The 17,320-nt window shown below is 62.7% G+C and carries 18 protein-coding genes, 1 tRNA gene and 1 pseudogene; 6 read left to right on the top strand and 14 right to left on the bottom strand.

The window, feature by feature from the left end; translation table 11 throughout:
* Positions 1 to 149: 149 nt before the first annotated feature.
* From era to rpoZ, 9 genes are all read right to left on the bottom strand, one after another.
* The gene (gene era, locus CK226_RS07010; protein ID WP_095791409.1) at positions 150 to 1,082 is read right to left on the bottom strand and encodes a GTPase Era; all 933 of its coding nucleotides are present in this window, start codon (positions 1,080 to 1,082) and stop codon (positions 150 to 152) included.
* The gene (gene rnc, locus CK226_RS07005; protein ID WP_095791408.1) at positions 1,067 to 1,780 is read right to left on the bottom strand and encodes a ribonuclease III; all 714 of its coding nucleotides are present in this window, start codon (positions 1,778 to 1,780) and stop codon (positions 1,067 to 1,069) included. The genes era and rnc overlap by 16 nt, the downstream gene beginning before the upstream one ends.
* Before the next feature lie 4 nt (positions 1,781 to 1,784).
* Positions 1,785 to 2,534 (bottom strand): signal peptidase I, encoded by a 750-nt coding sequence (gene lepB, locus CK226_RS07000; protein WP_010915103.1) that lies wholly within the window; start codon positions 2,532 to 2,534, stop codon positions 1,785 to 1,787.
* Between the two features lie 78 nt (positions 2,535 to 2,612).
* Positions 2,613 to 3,026 carry a holo-ACP synthase gene (gene acpS / locus CK226_RS06995; RefSeq protein ID WP_095770728.1) on the bottom strand — a complete coding sequence of 138 codons (414 nt, stop codon included), beginning with the start codon at positions 3,024 to 3,026 and terminating at the stop codon, positions 2,613 to 2,615.
* The gene (locus CK226_RS06990) at positions 3,023 to 3,622 is read right to left on the bottom strand and encodes a DUF2062 domain-containing protein (protein ID WP_095770729.1); all 600 of its coding nucleotides are present in this window, start codon (positions 3,620 to 3,622) and stop codon (positions 3,023 to 3,025) included. Before CK226_RS06990 ends, acpS begins: the two co-directional genes overlap by 4 nt.
* Positions 3,623 to 3,885: 263 nt before the next feature.
* Positions 3,886 to 4,287: a VOC family protein gene (locus tag CK226_RS06985; protein ID WP_095770730.1), complete on the bottom strand. Its 402-nt coding sequence runs from the start codon at positions 4,285 to 4,287 to the stop codon at positions 3,886 to 3,888.
* Between the two features lie 46 nt (positions 4,288 to 4,333).
* Complete coding sequence (pyrE, locus tag CK226_RS06980) at positions 4,334 to 4,912, bottom strand: orotate phosphoribosyltransferase (protein WP_095770731.1); 579 nt, start codon at positions 4,910 to 4,912, stop codon at positions 4,334 to 4,336.
* A 30-nt stretch (positions 4,913 to 4,942) separates the two neighbouring features.
* A complete protein-coding gene (locus CK226_RS06975; protein WP_095786495.1) occupies positions 4,943 to 7,171 on the bottom strand; it encodes a bifunctional (p)ppGpp synthetase/guanosine-3',5'-bis(diphosphate) 3'-pyrophosphohydrolase in 2,229 nt (742 codons plus the stop codon).
* 128 nt (positions 7,172 to 7,299) lie between these two features.
* On the bottom strand, positions 7,300 to 7,701 hold the full coding sequence (gene rpoZ / locus CK226_RS06970) for a DNA-directed RNA polymerase subunit omega (RefSeq protein ID WP_095770732.1): 402 nt from the start codon (positions 7,699 to 7,701) through the stop codon (positions 7,300 to 7,302).
* A 319-nt stretch (positions 7,702 to 8,020) separates the two neighbouring features.
* On the opposite strand from rpoZ, the gene CK226_RS06965 reads away from it, so the two are divergent.
* Positions 8,021 to 8,602, top strand: a complete 582-nt coding sequence (locus CK226_RS06965; RefSeq protein WP_010915096.1) for an NYN domain-containing protein — start codon at positions 8,021 to 8,023, stop codon at positions 8,600 to 8,602.
* A gap of 11 nt (positions 8,603 to 8,613) precedes the next feature.
* A complete protein-coding gene (locus CK226_RS06960; protein WP_095791407.1) occupies positions 8,614 to 9,270 on the top strand; it encodes a uracil-DNA glycosylase in 657 nt (218 codons plus the stop codon).
* A 9-nt stretch (positions 9,271 to 9,279) separates the two neighbouring features.
* Here the strand turns inward: CK226_RS06960 and CK226_RS06955 are convergent, their stop codons facing one another.
* The 3 genes from CK226_RS06955 to dapA form a co-directional block, all read right to left on the bottom strand.
* The gene (locus tag CK226_RS06955; RefSeq protein WP_095791406.1) at positions 9,280 to 9,990 is read right to left on the bottom strand and encodes a GH25 family lysozyme; all 711 of its coding nucleotides are present in this window, start codon (positions 9,988 to 9,990) and stop codon (positions 9,280 to 9,282) included.
* A gap of 86 nt (positions 9,991 to 10,076) precedes the next feature.
* Entirely contained in the window at positions 10,077 to 10,556 is a 480-nt protein-coding gene (gene smpB, locus CK226_RS06950; protein ID WP_006202221.1) for an SsrA-binding protein SmpB, read from the bottom strand.
* Positions 10,557 to 10,581: 25 nt separating this feature from the next.
* Positions 10,582 to 11,463 carry a 4-hydroxy-tetrahydrodipicolinate synthase gene (dapA, locus tag CK226_RS06945; RefSeq protein ID WP_095791457.1) on the bottom strand — a complete coding sequence of 294 codons (882 nt, stop codon included), beginning with the start codon at positions 11,461 to 11,463 and terminating at the stop codon, positions 10,582 to 10,584.
* A 301-nt stretch (positions 11,464 to 11,764) separates the two neighbouring features.
* On the opposite strand from dapA, the gene CK226_RS06940 reads away from it, so the two are divergent.
* Together CK226_RS06940 and CK226_RS06935 are read left to right on the top strand one after the other, a co-directional pair.
* The gene (locus CK226_RS06940) at positions 11,765 to 13,795 is read left to right on the top strand and encodes a lytic transglycosylase domain-containing protein (RefSeq protein ID WP_095791456.1); all 2,031 of its coding nucleotides are present in this window, start codon (positions 11,765 to 11,767) and stop codon (positions 13,793 to 13,795) included.
* Between the two features lie 105 nt (positions 13,796 to 13,900).
* The gene (locus CK226_RS06935) at positions 13,901 to 14,800 is read left to right on the top strand and encodes an alpha/beta hydrolase (protein ID WP_095791405.1); all 900 of its coding nucleotides are present in this window, start codon (positions 13,901 to 13,903) and stop codon (positions 14,798 to 14,800) included.
* A 112-nt stretch (positions 14,801 to 14,912) separates the two neighbouring features.
* Here the strand turns inward: CK226_RS06935 and CK226_RS06930 are convergent.
* Positions 14,913 to 15,101, bottom strand: a pseudogene (locus CK226_RS06930) (site-specific integrase); the annotation flags it as partial.
* Between the two features lie 319 nt (positions 15,102 to 15,420).
* On the opposite strand from CK226_RS06930, the gene CK226_RS06925 reads away from it, so the two are divergent.
* Positions 15,421 to 15,511 (top strand) — tRNA-Ser (locus tag CK226_RS06925).
* Positions 15,512 to 15,539: 28 nt separating this feature from the next.
* On the opposite strand, the gene CK226_RS35460 is transcribed toward CK226_RS06925, so the two are convergent.
* Positions 15,540 to 15,704, bottom strand: a complete 165-nt coding sequence (locus CK226_RS35460; protein WP_245318002.1) for a hypothetical protein — start codon at positions 15,702 to 15,704, stop codon at positions 15,540 to 15,542.
* Between the two features lie 503 nt (positions 15,705 to 16,207).
* Between CK226_RS35460 and CK226_RS06915 the strand changes: the two genes are divergently transcribed.
* Positions 16,208 to 17,320, top strand: coding sequence for a pyridoxal phosphate-dependent aminotransferase (locus CK226_RS06915; protein WP_095791404.1), 1,113 nt, complete (start codon positions 16,208 to 16,210; stop codon positions 17,318 to 17,320).

Here is a 17,320-nt window from a genome sequence, read left to right as displayed (position 1 = left end):
ATGACAATCACATGCCGGTGCGTGCCACCGGACAGGCTTTAGGAAGCCCAGTGCGACAGGTGCGCGAACGAGAACAAAGACGGTCGAGGAATCACGTCATGTCCAGCGCCTGCGGTCGGCCAGCGCCGCGTCGATGACACGCCAGGCCGCTAGTGCGGGAATTCGAGCCCCATCTCGCGGTAGCGTTCGGGGTCATCGCCCCAGTTCTCGCGCACCTTGACGAAAAGGAAGAGGTGCACCTTCTGCTCGAGGATGCCCGCTATCTCCATGCGCGCCGCCTGGCCGATGGCGCGGATGGTCTCGCCCTTATGGCCGAGCACGATCTTCTTCTGGCTGTCGCGCTCGACATAGATGGTCTGGTCGATGCGCACCGAGCCGTCCGGCTTCTCTTCCCATTTCTCGGTCTCGATATGCGAGGAATAGGGCAGTTCCTGATGCAGCCTGAGATAGAGTTTTTCGCGGGTGATCTCGGCTGCCAGTTGCCGCATCGGCAGGTCGGAAATCTGGTCCTCCGGATAGTACCAGGGGCCGGCCGGCAGCGCCTGCGCCAGATAATCGAGCAGGTCCTTGCAGCCGGAGCCGGTCAGCGCCGAGACCATGAAGGTGCGCTTGAACGGCACTTTCTCGTTCGCTGCTGCGGACAGAGCCAGAAGCGTCTCATGCTTGACCCGGTCGACCTTGTTGAGGATCAGCGCCATCGGCTGGCGCACATCCTTCAGCCGTTCGAGGATGGCATCGGCGTCGCCCCGGATGCCGCGCTCGGCATCGATCAGCAAAAGCACGATATCGGCATCCTTGGCGCCGCCCCAGGCGGTGGTCACCATCGCGGTGTCGAGGCGCCGCTTGGGTTTGAAGATGCCGGGCGTGTCGACGAAGACGATCTGCGCATTGTCATGGGTGGCGATGCCACGCACGATGGCACGCGTCGTCTGCACCTTGTGGGTGACGATCGACACCTTGGCGCCGACCAACTGGTTGACCAGGGTCGACTTGCCGGCATTCGGCGCGCCGATCAGCGCGACGAAGCCGGAATGCGTGGTGGGGGTTTCGGCAGTTTCAATATCGGTCATGCCGCGTTCCATACACCTTCGCGCAGCAGAAGGGCAGCCGCGGCTGCCTGCTCCGCTTCACGTTTGGAACGGCCACTGCCGGTCGCCGGTTGAAATGCACCGACCCTGACGCTGACGGTGAACAATGGATCGTGGTCCGGCCCCTCGCGGCTGTCGATCTGGTAGGCGGGAACCGCACTTGCCGCCTGATGCGCCCATTCCTGCAATTCGGTCTTGGCGTCGCGGCGCGCCGCACCGGAAGCCTGCGAACGCGGCTGCCAGTATTTGTGAATGAAGGCGCGTGCCGCCTCCAGCCCTCCGTCGAGGTAGAGCACGGCGATCAGCGATTCCAAGGCATCGGCGCGCAGATTGACGCGCTTGCGCCCCTCGAGCCCGCGCACATCCGATCCGGCGCGGATCAGATCCGGCAGCCCGATATGTTCGGCGATCTCGGAAAGCGCCTCGGCATTGACCAGCGCATTGAGCCGCAGCGACAATTCGCCTTCCGCCGCGTCAGGAAACGCCGCCAGCAGCATATCGGCAACGACCAGGCCGAGAACCCGGTCGCCGAGAAATTCGAAACGCTCGTAATCGGTGCCGGCATTGGCGCCGCGGGCGCTGGCGTGGGTCAGCGCGCGCTGCAAGCGTTGGCGGTCGGCAAAAGCATGGCCCGTGCGTTCCACCAGCGCTTGCGCGAGCGCATCGGCGGTCAACCGTTTTGTTGCCGCCATGACCCTAGTTGACGAAATGGAACAGGCGCGAAACGCGCATCAGCGACGGCCATTTCCAGATTTCGAGAGGGCTGGCCTTGCCGGCGATCGAGAAGAAGACAAGGTTGGCGCGGCCAACCAGGTTTTCGGCCGGAACGTAGCCGACGGTGAACCGGCTGTCGGCGGAATTGTCCCTGTTGTCGCCCATCATGAAATAGTGACCGGGCGGCACGTCGAATTCGCGCGTGTTGTCGCCGATCGAATTCGGATTGAGGTCGAGCGTGTCGTAGCTGACGCCGTTGGGCAGGGTTTCCCGGTAGACGTCGATCGGCTGAGGCATTTCAGTGATATCGGGATTGTCGATCTGGCCGGTCTTCACGCGCGGCACGCCGACGCCGTTGATGAACAGCTGGCCATTCTTCATCTGGATCTTGTCGCCGGGCAGGCCGACCACGCGCTTGATGTAGTCGACGGACGGATCCGGCGGGAACTTGAACACCACAACGTCGCCGCGCTTGGGCTCGGAGCCCCAGATGCGGCCCGAGAAGAGATCGGGCCCGAACGGCAGCGAATAGCGCGAATAGCCGTAGGACCATTTGGTGACGAACAGATAGTCGCCTTCCAGGAGTGTCGGCCGCATCGATCCCGACGGGATCGAAAAGGGCTGAAACAGCAGCGTGCGGATGACCAGCGCGAGCAAAAGCGCCTGGACGATGACGCTGACGGTTTCGCCAAGCCCGCCGGATTTCTTCTGGGATTTTTCAGCCACGCTCATGTCGTCCTCGATTGTGCGTTGGATGTATAGAGTCTCGGCGCGCGCTGGGCAACGTCAATGCCGGTCCGTCAGATGCAATCAATGTGGCGCTTGTTCGACGGGCAGCGCCTCGATGATCACAAAGGCTTGAGCGAGCGGGAAATCATCGGTGATGGTGAGGTGGATCGCCGCCTTGTGCGCCGGCGGCAGGATTTTTTCGAGCCGTGCCAGCGCCCCGCCGGTCAGTGCCATGGTCGGCGCGCCGCTGGGCAGGTTGACGACGCCCATGTCGCGCCAGAACACACCTTGCGCCAGACCCGTGCCGAGGGCCTTGGCGCAGGCCTCCTTGGCGGCGAAGCGCTTGGCGTAGGAAGCGGCGCGGGCACGGCGGTTCTCCGAACGCGCCTGTTCGACCTCGGTGTAGATTCTCTCGATGAAACGCCGACCGTGACGCTCCAGCGATTTCTCAATGCGCCTGATATCGATCAGATCGCTGCCGATGCCGATGATCATCGCGTAGCGGAACCGATGCTTGCTCCGGGATGAGGCGGTTGCTCGCGGCGGCTTGCGCGCTCGGCCAGCCGCTTGCGCCTCTGCTCGCGAAAGACATTCATGCCCCAGCGCGTGACGCCGTAGAACAGGAGGCCAAACACCAGCCCGAGCGGCACCGCGCCGATCAGCATGGGTTCCAGCACGGGATGCCATAGTTTCGCGAAGGAAAGCGTGTGCAGCATCTCGCCCAGATGCGCCGGCGGACCATGCGCCGGCAGGCGATCGTGCAGGATGAGCTTGCCGGTTTCCCAGGATGCGCCCCACAGAATGGGAAAAGTCAGCGGATTGCCGAAGAAAACAGCGCCGAGTGCCGCCGCCACCAGATTGCCGGCGATCACCCAACACAGAACGGCGGCAATGATGAAATGGAAGCCCACGGGAAAGAACGAAGCGAAGACACCAGCCGCCACACCGGCTGCCACCGCGTGCGGCGTGGCCTTCAGCCGCAGGATGCGCTTGGAGAAATACTGCAGCGAGCGCGTGAACGACCGGCGCGGCCACAGATAGGTGCGCACCCGCTCCAAAAGGCCATCAGGCTTGCGGCGACGAAAAAGCACTCTCTTCCTATTCCCGATACTTTACAGCTTGCGTGCCGGCCATCTTCAGCCGGGCTTCAACCGCCACATCTTGCGCTTTACGGTCACCCGAAGGCAATCGCGACTTTGATATAGCGATCCGCAAGCCCGACAACAACCGAACGGTACCTGTACAGCGGCCGCGCCGCCATGATCTTTGGTAAGGTCCACGTCTTCAACACCTGACAATCGCGGCGAATTTGAGAATGGCTTCGGCCTATGGTCGCAGCCGGATGCCTGAGACATCACCGCAAGTACCGGCTGACTTCGACAAGATTGCCGTCCGGATCGCGGAAATAGACAGACATCATCGGACCGCGCGCCCCGATGCGTTCGACCGGCCCCAGTTCGAGCACAACGCCATTGGCTTCAAGACGGGCGCGGATTTCGTCGAGCGGTCGTTCGGTGATCAGGCAGAAATCGCCTGACCCTGGCGTCGGCGCCTTCGCCTTGGGCTCGAAGGTGCGGCTGATCTCGTGGACATTGATCTTCTGGCCGCCAAAAGCCAGCGCCGTCGGCCGGCCCGGCGTGTCGATGCGCTCGAAACCCAGCACGCGCTGGTAAAAGGCGCAGGTCGCTTCGAGCGACGCCACCGTCAGCACGAAATGATCGATCCCGACGATCATTTCGAATTTGCCTTCACGCATGTCGTCACTCCCAAAACCGCCGCGCACTTTTGGGCGACAGGCATCGTCAGATATTGCGGCTGCCGGGCTTGACCGCCGGTATCGCCGCAAGCTCCGGCGGCAGCCGGTCGGGCGGATAGGCCGGAACCTCGTATTCGGCGAGCGCGATCAACGGCACGCCGACATGGGTCTTGCCAGCTGAACGGTCGATGATGCAGGCGGCAGCCACCACCTCGGCGCCAAGCTCGCGCAGGCACTCGATGGTTTCGCGGATCGACAGGCCGGTGGTGACGATGTCCTCGACGATGACGACGCGCGCGCCCCTGGCGATCTCGAAGCGGCGCAGGCGGAACTCGCCCCCTTCCCGCTCGACCCAGATCGCCGGCACGCCGAGATGGCGCGAGGTTTCGTAGGCCGGGATCAGGCCGCCGATCGCCGGGCCGACGACATAGTCGATCTTGCCTGGCACCGCTGTCCGGATCTTTTCGGCCAGCGCCTTGCAAAGCCGCTCGGTCTTGTCGGCATGCATGAACACCCGCGCCTTCTGCAGGAAGACTGGACTGCGCAGGCCCGACGTCAGGATGAAATGCCCCTCCAGAACAGCACCCGCCTCGCGGAAAATGCCCAGCACTTCATCGGTCTTCATCTGCGCCTGCCCCCAGATAGATCAGCCATGTCAGCCATTCACACGCCGTGCGTCGCTGACGCTCGAATTGTCCTTGAGCTGCGACAGCAGCCGGTTGAGATGCTTCAGATCCCAGACTTCTAGATCGATCAGCATTTCGGTGAAGTCGGGCGCGGTGCGCACCATCGACAGCGTATGGATGTTGGCGTCGTTGGACGCAACGACCTGGGCGATATCGGCGAGCGAGCCCGGCGCATTGATGGCGGTGACCGAGACACGCGCGGGGAAGCGCTCCTTGGTGCGCTCGTCAATGTCCCAGCGCACGTCGATCCAGCGCTCGGGCTGGTCATCGAAAGCCTGCAGTGCCGGCGACTGGATCGGATAGATGGTGATGCCGGTGCCCGGCTGGACGATGCCAACGATGCGATCGCCCGGCACCGCGCCTTCCGGCGCGAAGCGCACTGGCAGGTCGCCGCGCACGCCGCGGATCGGCACGGCGCCGTCGCGCGGCTGGTCCTTGTCCTTGCGCGCGGCCCGGCCCGGAATCTGGAACAGCATGCCGGCGGCGTTGCGGATCTTCGACCAGCCCTCCTCGCGCTGCTTGGGCGCTGCCGGCGTGACACGCTCGTCCTTATAGTCGGGGAAGACCGCCTTCATGACGTCGGTGGAAGCCAGTTCGCCACGGCCGACGGACGCCAGCACGTCCTCGATGTCCTTGCGTGCCAGCCGGTGCAGGACCGGCTTCAGGCTTTCCTTGGTGAAATTCTTGCCGGCCCGTTCGAAGGCGCGTTCGAGAATGCGCGCGCCGAGACCGGAATACTGCTTGCGGATGGCGTTCTTGGTGGCCCGGCGGATGGCGGCGCGCGCCTTGCCGGTGACGACGACCGATTCCCACGCCGCCGGCGGCACCTGCGCCTTGGAGCGGATGATCTCGACCTCGTCGCCATTCTTCAGTTCCGTCATCAGCGGCATGATGCGGCCATTGACCTTGGCGCCGACGCAGGTGTCGCCGACATCGGTGTGCACCGCATAGGCGAAATCGATGGGCGTGGCGCCGCGCGGCAAGGCAATCAGCATGCCTTTGGGCGTGAAGCAGAACACCTGGTCCTGGAACAGTTCCAGCTTGGTGTTTTCGAGGAAGTCCTCGGGATTGTCACCTTCCGCAAGCTGCTCGATGGTGCGCCGCAGCCAGGCATAGGCATTGGTCTCCTTCGAGATCGCATGGCCGGCGCCGTTCGTCTTGCCGCCGGTGTCCTTGTAGATCGAGTGCGCCGCGACGCCGTATTCGGCGATCTTGTTCATTTCGCGGGTGCGGATCTGCAGCTCGACGCGCTGGCGCGAGGGGCCGACGATGGTGGTGTGGATCGAGCGGTAGTCGTTCTGCTTCGGCGTCGAGATGTAGTCCTTGAAGCGGCCGGGCACCATCGACCATGTGGTATGGATGGCACCGAGCGCGCGGTAGCAGTCCTCGACCGTATCGACGACGACGCGGAAGCCGAAAATGTCGGACAGCTGCTCGAAGGACAGCGCCTTGGCTTCCATCTTGCGGAACACCGACCAGGGCTTCTTCTGGCGGCTCTTCACGCCGGCGTTGATGGCATGCTTTTCAAACAGCGCCGACAGCGCCTTTTCAATATCGGTCAGCACGCCCTTGTTGCGCTCGAAGATCTCGGCGAGCCGCGCGGTGACGGCACGGTAGGCTTCCGGATTGATGTAGCGGAAGGCGATCTCCTCCAGTTCCTCGCGCATGCCTTGCATGCCCATGCGCCCGGCCAGCGGCGCATAGATGTCCATCGTCTCCTCGGCGATGCGCAGGCGCTTGGCTTCCGGCACGTGGTCGAGGGTGCGCATGTTGTGCAGCCGGTCGGCGAGCTTGACCAGCAGCACGCGGACGTCTTCCGAGATCGCCAGCAGCAGCTTGCGCAGGTTCTCCGCCTGCTCTGCCTTCTTGGAAACGAGATCAAGCTTCTTCAGCTTGGTCAGGCCCTCGACCAGCTTGCCCATTTCGGGGCCGAACAGATCGTCGATCTCGGCCCGCGTCGCCGTGGTGTCCTCGATCGTGTCGTGCAGCAAAGCGACGGCGATCGTCGCCTCGTCCATGTGCATTTCGGTGAGGATGGCGGCGACTTCGAGCGGATGCGAGAAATAGGGATCGCCGGAAGCGCGCTTCTGGTGGCCATGCTTCTGCATGGCATAGACATAGGCCTTGTTGAGCAACGCCTCGTTGACGTCAGGCTTGTAGCGCTGGACGCGCTCGACAAGCTCATACTGACGCATCATGGGCGGAATCTCTCAGCGATGAAATGAATCATGCGCCGCACTGCTGTACGGCGCATGTCATAGATAGCCACGAAACTGCCGGGACGGAAGTGCCGGAAACGTGTTCCGGGCAGGTCCAGAAAACTCTCTTAGTAGTCGTCGCTCTTTTCCGGCGGTACCAGACCTTCGATGCCGGCCAGCAGGTCTTCCTCGGTCATGCGATCGAAGGTGATGTTGTCCTCGGCTTCGTCGGTTTCGGTGGCCGCGACAGCGCCGCCGGTCTGGTCGGCGATCACCTCGCCATCGGCCTCGGGCTCGTCGACCTCGACATGCTTCTGCAGCGAATGGATCAGATCTTCCTTGAGGTCGTCGGGCGACAGTGTCTCGTCGGCGATCTCGCGCAAGGCAATGACCGGGTTCTTGTCGTTGTCGCGAGGAACGGTGATCTGCGCGCCCTGGCTGATCTGGCGAGCACGATGGCCGGCCAAAAGCACCAGCTCGAAGCGGTTGTCGACCTTGTCGATGCAATCTTCAACGGTTACGCGGGCCATGGACTGCCCCTTTCATGCCTGGATTTGATGGAAAACAGGCGCGGTCCATAACCCGAACGCCGCCAAAATACAAGCATCATGGCATTGGCGGGACTGTTGGCGCCCAATCCCTGCCTAAACACCGGATTTGGCAAACCGCCCGCGTCGTTCGCTCGACGCCGCGATCACAATTGCTTGCATTGCCCCATCACGCCTTGGATTGCCACCAAACTGGCGTTATCTCGGATGGACAAGGTCAGCCGGTTTATTATGAGCCCGACCGATAGTCGCTACCGCATTTCGTTTAGACGGCCGCATTTTTCGAAAAGGAATATTTTCCATGTTCGACCCACGTGAAAAAATCGCCTTGTTCATCGACGGTGCCAATCTCTACGCTACGTCGCGGGCGCTCGGCTTCGACATCGACTATCGCAAGCTGTTGTCGAGTTTCCAGAAGCGCGGCTATCTCTTGCGCGCCTATTATTACACGGCGCTGGTCGAGGATCAGGAATACTCCTCGATCCGCCCGCTGATCGACTGGCTCGATTATAACGGCTTCAAGGTGGTGACCAAGCCGGCCAAGGAGTTCACCGACTCGACCGGCCGCCGCAAGATCAAGGGCAATATGGACATCGAACTGACGGTCGATGCGCTGGAGCTCGCCGATGTCGTCGACCACTATGTCATTTTCTCCGGCGACGGCGACTTCCGCACGCTGGTCGAGGCGCTGCAGCGGCGCGGCCGCAAGGTGTCGATCGTCTCGACCATGGCCTCGCAACCGCCGATGATCTCGGATGATCTGCGCCGCCAGGCCGACCATTTCATCGACCTGACGACGCTGAAGAACGAAGTCGGCCGCGATCCTTCCGAGCGGCCCGTGCGCCGGCCCGAACCGGCGGAAGTCGATGAGGACGACTACTGAGGCCGGGCACCTTGACCGCCCTCGCCGCTTCCGAACCCAGCCGCGACTGCCCGCTCTGCCCGCGGCTGCATGACTTCATCGCCGAGTGGCGGCAACGCGAGCCGTCATGGTTCAACGCGCCGGTGCCGACCTTCCTGCCGCCGCAGGGTGAGGACACCGTCCAACTTCTGATCGTCGGGCTGGCGCCTGGTCTGCGCGGCGCCAACCGCACCGGCCGCCCCTTCACCGGCGACTATGCCGGCGACCTGCTCTACTCGACGCTGATCGCGCACGGCTTTGCACGCGGTGAGTTCAAGGCGCGGCCCGATGACGGGCTGGAGCTTGTCGGCACGGCGATCACCAATGCCGTGCGCTGCGTGCCGCCGGAGAACAAGCCTGTCGGCGCCGAAATCTCGACCTGCCGCAGCTTCCTGGTGCCGACGATTGCACGCTTTCCCAAGCTACGCGCGGTGCTGGCGCTCGGATCGATCGCGCACCAGTCGACCGTGCGGGCGCTCGGCGAGCGCGTCGCCGCCTATCCATTCAGGCATGGCGGGCAGTTGCCGGCCGCTGGCATCACGCTGTTTTCCAGCTATCACTGCTCACGCTACAACACCAATACGGGCGTGCTGACCGAGGCGATGTTCGTCAGCGTTTTCAGCGAGATCGCGGCGTTCCTGAAGATATAGATTCACTCCTCAATGCGCCGGCGCAAGCAGCGCCGCCAATTTCTCCGGCCCGCCCTGCAGAACGTTCAGGTCGACGTCACCCTCGATACCGTCTATGCGCCCGCGATTGTGGTACTGCCAGTAGATCCAGTCGTGGCGGTCAGGTTCCACCAGCAGCGAGCGAAGCCAGAGCGGGCGAGCGGCGATCTGCCCGGCATAGGCAGCCTCGGCCTCATCGGTCAGATAGACGATCGCCGTCTTGCCGAATGCCTGCTCGACAGGTCCGAGGAAAGCCTGGAGTTCAGCATTCAGTTGCTCGGGCGATGGGCGCTGCGGACAGTTGCCGCCGAACTCGACATCGACGACCGGCGGCAGCAAGGGCTGATCGTGCGGTACCACCGAGATGAAATTCTTCGCCTGGTCGGCGCCGGGCCGGCAGAAGGTGAAGAAATGATAGGCGCCTACGGCAAGGCCGGCCGCGCGGGCCTCACGTAGATTGGTGGCAAAAGCACGATCGACATGATCGCCGCCCTCGGTCGCCTTGATGACGGCGAAGGCGACATCGTCGGCGGCAACGCGCCGCCAGTCGATCTGGCCTTGATGATGCGAGACGTCGATGCCTCTGACCGGATATTTGCTACGGTCGGGAGAATAGGTGTGGAAGTAGAAGAAGCCGCCGGCCACCGCCATCGCTGCAAACGCCAGGCTCATCAATCCCCAGAGGATGATCCGGTTCTTCAAAGCGATCCCCTCTGGTATCTGCCGATTGCGCTTGCCCGAAATTTGGAAGCCAAACTGGCTTTTCGAGGGCTACCGCCTGATGTCTCTCACCCACGCTCCTTCAAGAGCCGGCCCTTCTCACGCGACCAGTCGCGCTGTTTCTCGGTCTCGCGCTTGTCGTGCAATTTCTTGCCGCGGCCGACGGCGAGCAGCAGCTTGGCGCGGCCCTGGTCGTTGAAATAGATTTTCAGCGGCACCAGCGTCATGCCTTCGCGGTCGACGCTCTGCGACAGCTTGGCCATCTCGCGCTTGTTGAGCAGGAGTTTGCGCCGCCGCCTGGGCTCGTGGTTGAAGCGGTTGGCCTGCAGATATTCGGGCAGATAGGAATTGATCAGCCAGATCTCGCCGCCTTCGACCGAGGCATAGCTGTCCTGGATATTGGCCTGGCCCTGGCGCAGGGACTTGACCTCGGTGCCGGTCAGGACCAAGCCGGCCTCGATCGTGTCGAGCACCTCATAGGAAAACCGTGCCTTGCGGTTTTCCGCAACGGTCTTGTTGTTGGGATCGGCTTTTCTGACTTGATTCATGATGTGGAGAGGTGGCGCCTCATCCTCAATTAATCAAGCCGGCGTGCTTCATGGCCGCATCGATCTTCGCCGCGGTCGATTCCTCGACCGTGACCAGCGGCGACCGCAGCACATTCTCGACCTTGCCCAGCTTCGACAGCGCGTATTTGGCGCCGGACACGCCGGGCTCCAGGAAGATCGCCTTGTGCAGGGGCAAGAGACGATCCTGCAATTCCAGCGCCTTGGCGCTGTCGCCGGAAAGCGTCGCCTCCTGGAATTCGGCGCACAGCCGCGGCGCGACGTTCGAAGTCACCGAAATGCAGCCGACACCGCCATGGGCGTTGAAGCCGAGCGCCGAGGCGTCCTCGCCAGAAAGCTGGATGAAATCCTTGCCGCAGGTCATGCGCTGCTCGGACACACGCTCGACCTTGCCGGTCGCGTCCTTGACGCCGACGATGTTCTTGAAGTCGTGAGCCAGCCGCCCCATCGTCTCCGGCATCATGTCAATCACCGAACGCGGCGGGATGTTGTAGATGATGATCGGCAGCTTGGTCGCCCTGGCGACGGCGGCGAAATGCTCGTAGAGGCCGCGCTGCGTCGGCTTGTTGTAATAGGGCGTGACGACCAGGGCGGCATCGGCGCCAACCTTTTCGGCATACTGCACGAGGCCGACGGCTTCCGCCGTGTTGTTGGAACCGGCGCCGGCGACGACCGGAGCACGGCCCTTGGCCACCTCGATGCAGACCTTGACGACATTGCGATGCTCATCGTGCGACAGTGTCGGCGACTCGCCAGTGGTGCCAACGGGAACCAGACCCGTCGTGCCTTCCGCGAGCTGCCATTCGACAAAGGCGCGAAAGGCTTTCTCGTCGAAACGTCCGCTCTTTTCGAACGGTGTCACGAGCGCAGTAAGCGAGCCTCTCAGCATGTCGTCCAACTCCTTGGGACTTGTTTGTTTATGCATGTCGCTGTCCCAAAACCGGTATCCACTTTTGGGCGACATGCATCGGTGTTTGTCGATCAGTTTGTCGTGCGCGCCTTCTAACCGAAAGCGAAGCGGCGCACCATAGTCTCGACATGGTTGCGCGGCAAGCATTGCCATGGTGCCAGCAAGCGCAATTCGAACAGCCTTGATAACTCTTTGTTTACGAGCCCTTCACGACCTAAGTCTAGGCTTCGAGGTATCTTCGCCTGCTGGTAGAATGCTGAACCAAGGAAGACACGAGACCATGCCGACCCGTCGGCCTCACCTCTTCGCGCTGCTTGGCGCCATCGCCGCGCTGATGCCCGGTGTGGCGATCAGCGGCAGCGTGGATGCGCGGGCCACCGCGGCGATCCCGATGCCGAGCCCGCAGGACAGCGCGCAGCAGGGCCCCTCGCCCAGCGTCTTGCTGCTGAAGAGCGGGCTGGACGCGCTGGCGGCCGGTGATATTCCCGGCGCTCGCGGTGTTCGCGATGCGCTTCCCGCTCAATCGCTCGACCAGCACATACTGGCCTGGGCGATCGCACTATACGGCGGCGACAAGGTTCCGAGCGGCGACATCGCCGCCGCCGCGAAGATGCTGCCCAACTGGCCGGGCACCATTGCCTTGCGCAAGAACAGCGAGCGGGCGCTCTATCGAGAAAACCCCGCTTCCGACATCGTCATTGCGGCGTTCGATGGCAGCCAGCCGCAGACATTCGAAGGCGTCATGGTTCTCGCCCGCGCCTATGTGGCGACGGGCAATCTCAAGGCGGCACGCTCGGTGCTGTCGCCGTTTTGGCGCACCACGGTCCTGGAAGCCAAGGACGAGACGTCGCTGATCAAGGAATTCGGCGGTCTTATCCCTGCCGCCGACCACCGTTTTCGCATGGACCGTATGTTTTATGCCGACCGGGTGAATTCCGCGCTGCGCATTGCCGGTCTTGCCGGCGCCCAGCAGTTTGCCGAGGCCTGGGCCGCGGCCGACAGAGGCGACAGGAATGCGTTGAAGCTGTTGAAGGCGGTCCCGGCATCCCAGCGTTCTGCCGGCTATTTCTTCGCGCAGGCCGAGTATCTGCGCAAGCAGGAGGATTTTGCTGGCGCCGCCGCCGTGGTGATGAAGGCGCCGACGGACCGCGAGGCTCTGGTCGACCCGGACGCCTGGTGGGTCGAGCGCCGGGTGCTGTCGCGCGAACTGGTTGACCAAGGCGACATGAAGACGGCGTACACGATTGTCGCCACGCATGCCGCCGAAAGTGCAGCCAATGCGGCCGAGGCCGAGTTCCATGCCGGCTGGTATGCGCTGCGTGGCCTCAACGACCCCAAGCTTGCCGCGACGCATTTTTCGCGCATCGCCGACCTTGCCCAAGGGCCGATGACCCTGTCGCGCGCCTATTACTGGCTCGGCCGTGCCGCGGAAGTCGGCGGTCCCGGCAGCGCCAAGGACTATTTTGGGCGCGCCGCCAATTATGGGACGACCTTTTACGGGCAGCTTGCCGCCGAACGTGTCGGCCGGCAGGCGCTCAACATCGTCTATCCCATGCCCAGTGCCGCCGACCGGCAGAATTTTGCCGGCCGCGAGGCGGTCAGCGCGATCAAGCGGCTGCAGGAGGCAGGCTATGATCGCTATGCCGAAACGCTCTATCGCGACCTCGCCGGCCAGTTGACCAGCCCAGGCGAACTGGCGCTGCTTGCTGTCCTTGCCGAGAAGCAGGGCAACCATTTCATGGCGCTGAAGGTCGGCAAGATCGCCGGCGCGCGCAGCATCGATGTCGGCGCGCTGTCGCATCCGCTCGGCGTCATTCCTGATTCGGCCAATATTTCCGGCTCGGGCAAGGCGCTTGCCTATGCGATTGCCCGCCAGGAGAGCGAATTCAACATCGGTGCCGTATCCAGCGCCGGCGCGCGCGGGCTGCTGCAGCTGATGCCGGGAACCGCCAAGCAACTGGCGAAGAAGGCCGGGTTGCAGTTTTCGCAGGCACGGCTGACCACCGACGCCGGCTACAACGCCACACTCGGCTCGGCCTTCCTCGGCGAGCAGCTCGATCGCTTCAACGGCTCCTACGTGCTGACCTTCGCCGGCTACAATGCCGGCCCCAACCGGGCCAGCCAGTGGGTGGCGAAATACGGCGACCCGCGCGGCAAGGACATCGATGCGGTGGTGGACTGGATCGAGCGGATTCCCTACACGGAAACAAGAAGTTACGTGCAGCGCGTGATGGAGAATTACGAGGTCTACAAGATGCGTATTTCCGGCAAATACGACATTGTCGGCGACCTCGTGAACGGGCGCAACTGAGGACGCTGACGGCTTGAGAGGCGACCGAGCGTCGCTCCTTCTATTTGACCATCCCTGCCCTCGTCTGTAGCAGTCGCAGACGATCCAGACAGGGAGTCCTTTCAGATGTCGAGCACCGGAGGTTTTCCCGACTTCTTCTACGTAGCGCCAGACGGGCTGAGACTTCATGCCCGCCTCTATGGCGAAGCGAAGCCCGGACATTGGCCGGTCATCTGCCTGCCCGGCCTGACCCGCAACGCGCGGGATTTTCATGAGCTGGCACTTTATCTTTCGACGCGATCGCCGGTACCGCGCCAAGTGGTTGCCTTCGACTATCGCGGACGCGGACAGTCGGCCTACGATCCCGATGTCAGCCACTACAATGTCGGCGTCGAGGCCAGCGACATCCTTGCCGGGCTGGCCGCGCTTGGCATTGAGGGGGCGGCCTTCATCGGCACCTCACGCGGCGGGCTGATCATCCATGTGCTTGGCGCGCTGCGCCCGGCCGTGCTGAAAGCCATTGTTTTCAACGACATCGGGCCGGTGATCGAGCCGGCCGGCCTCGCCCACATCCAGTCCTATCTCGAACGCACGTCGAAGCCGAAAACCTTCACCGAGGCGATGGATGCCCAGCGCAGCGTTCACGGCAAGGATTTTTCCAAGCTCACCGACGCCGACTGGACGCGGATGGTGGGAGCGCTCTACCGTGAGACGGATCAAGGGCTGTTGCCGGATTTTGATCCGAAACTGGTCGATATGGTCGCCAATCTTGACCTGTCACAGCCATTGCCGGCGCTGTGGCCGCAGTTCGAGGCGTTGGTAGCCATTCCCCTGCTCGCTATCCGTGGCGCCAATTCCAGGCTGTTGTCGCCTGAAACTCTGGAGCAGATGCGCCAGCGCCATCCGATGATCGAAGCGATCGCGGTCGAGGGCCAGGGCCACGCCCCTTTCCTCGAAACTGGCAGCTTGCCCGGCGATATAGCGACCTTCCTCGATCGGGCTGAGCGCAGACACCAAACAAAGTAAACCCTAAGACCAGATCTGGTCCTGAGGTCACCATGACAGTATATACAGGCCTTTGGAACTATTTGGCCTTTGAGCTTTTCCCTGACGCTTTCGCTGGCTTCGCCGCGCCGGCCTGACCCCGTTCGGTCATCGGAATGGCGCGGCTGAGGCCGGATTTGGTGATCCAGAAGGAAACGCGATGTTCCTGGATGTCGTTCAAGATCAGTCCGAGCGCCCCGCCGAGACGGCAGCCGCTGTCGACCAGGAAGACTGAAAGCCTGTAGGCATCCTCGCTGCGGCTCCTGATGGCGGCGAACAGCCTGGCCTACGGACGAAAGGGCTGTTCGGCTGCTATCCCCCAGCGTTGTTGCACAAATGACGCGACTTGGCCCAACTCAGAAAGCACTCGTTAACCATCAGGGCCGCCCTAACCCCCATATTCACGGGCACATCCGGCAACCGGCTGACGGAATCAAGGCGAGGCGACGAATCACGTGCCAGGGATTCGCCGCAGAACCGCCGCCGCTGGGAAAGCCACGGCGCGGCATGCGATTATTTTTCGACAGAATGACTTCTTTTTCCGAGATAATGGCCGGGGCTTGTTGATTGTGCCGGCGCTTTTCTTTATCCAGCGGCGCAACGGAGAGGTGGCCGAGTGGTCGAAGGCGCTCCCCTGCTAAGGGAGTAGAGGTCAAAAGCTTCTCGTGGGTTCGAATCCCATCCTCTCCGCCACCCTATGCCCTGCAGACTTCGAATCACATCAATCAGGCCATGTCGCCTCAACCATCCGGCCGAGACTCACAAGCGCATTGGCCAGCCCCATCCGGATAGCGGGACGGCCGCCGTCGATCTTGAGCGCTTTCTCATAAGGCGGCGCCACGATGTCGGCCTTGCCGAATTCGGCGTAGGCGCGACCAGCGCGCAAAGCGCCTCAACCCAGTCGGCATTCAGCTCGCAAGCACGTTCAAATGCCTCATCGCATGCACATGCTCGCCGACCTTCAAATAGGTCTCACCCAGTGTCAAATGGTAGTGCAGATTTTGAGGGACCTCTTTTACCACTCGCTCAACAAACCGAATGGCCATTTGGTCTAGGCCGAGCGCAAAGGATGTCCAGTTTATGAGCCAATACGCGCTGACAAAGTGCCTCCGCATCCAGCAACCGATTTGCCCGATGCAATTCGACAGCCTGCCTGAGCAATGCATCATCAGCCTGTGCACGGGTAGTGGGCTTGCTTTCGGATGGGTGATTTCGGTCCGGACGAAATTTTCTGATGCTTCGACCAGGCGGGCGGCAGACGATTGTTCATGGTCCTTCGCTAGCAAAAAGAGGCGACGGAATCCGGCGTTACGGCTGCAGATCGCAGGGTGCTTGCACGGCCAGGCTGGTCACGCTAGCAAGGAGGCCCTTTCCAAGCGAGCTTCCCCCATGCGTCTGCGCCCTGCCCTTTCGCCGCTTATCGCAGCACTTCCCTCGACCGTGCCTTTTGTCGGCCCGGAAGCGCAGGAGCGTGAACGCGGGCGGGCTTTTCGTGCCCGCATCGGCGCCAATGAGAGCAGTTTTGGCCCATCGCCACGCGTCATCGCCCGCATGGAGCGCGTGGCGCGCGATCAGTGGATGTATTGCGATCCCGACAATTACGAGCTGAAGGTCGCGGCTGCCGCGCATCATGACGTGGCGATCGAGAACGTCGTTGTCGGCGAAGGCATCGACGGGCTGCTCAGCCTGGTGGCGCGCATGTATGTGGCGGCTGGCGATGCCGTGGTCACCTCGCTCGGCGCTTATCCAACCTTCAACTTCCATATTGCCGGCGTCGGCGGGCGGCTGGTGACAGTCCCTTACGAGAACGACCGCGAAAGCCTGGATGGTTTGCTTAAGGCGGTCGTCAAGGAGAAGGCCCCGCTGGTCTATCTGTCCAACCCGGACAATCCGATGGGCAGTTGGTGGGAAGCGGACGAGGTGATCCGCTTCATCGAGGCATTGCCTGAGACCACCATGCTGGTGCTCGACGAGGCCTATGGCGAATTGGGGCCGGCCTCGGCCCTGCCGCCGATCGATATCTCGCGACCAAATGTCATCCGCATGCGAACCTTTTCAAAGGCTTATGGGCTTGCCGGGATACGCTGCGGCTATGCGATTGCGGAGGCGCAGGTGATCCGCGACTTCGAGAAGATCCGCAACCATTACGGCGTCAGCCGCATGGCGCAGATCGCCGGCGTCGAGGCACTCGCCGACCAGCCCTATCTCGAGACGGTGGTGGCGCGGGTGTCTGCCGGGCGCCGGCGCATCGCTGATATCGCCGAGCAGAACGGGTTGAAGCCGCTGGCCTCGGCGACCAATTTCGTCACCATCGACTGCGGCCATGACGGCCCCTTCGCGCTGAAAGTGCTGCAAGGTCTGCTGTCACGTGATGTGTTCATCCGCAAGCCGATGGCGCCAGGACTCGACCGCTGCATTCGCGTCAGCGTCGGCCTCGACCACGAACTGGATATCTTTGCCGAGGAATTGCCGGGCGCGCTGGCGGCGGCGCGGGGGAACTAG

It is taken from the genome of Mesorhizobium sp. WSM4311, from assembly GCF_002295115.1.
Taxonomy (GTDB): Bacteria; Pseudomonadota; Alphaproteobacteria; order Rhizobiales; family Rhizobiaceae; genus Mesorhizobium.
The sequence above is the reverse complement of the archived record's forward strand: the minus strand, read 5'-3'. Positions and strand labels throughout refer to the sequence as shown.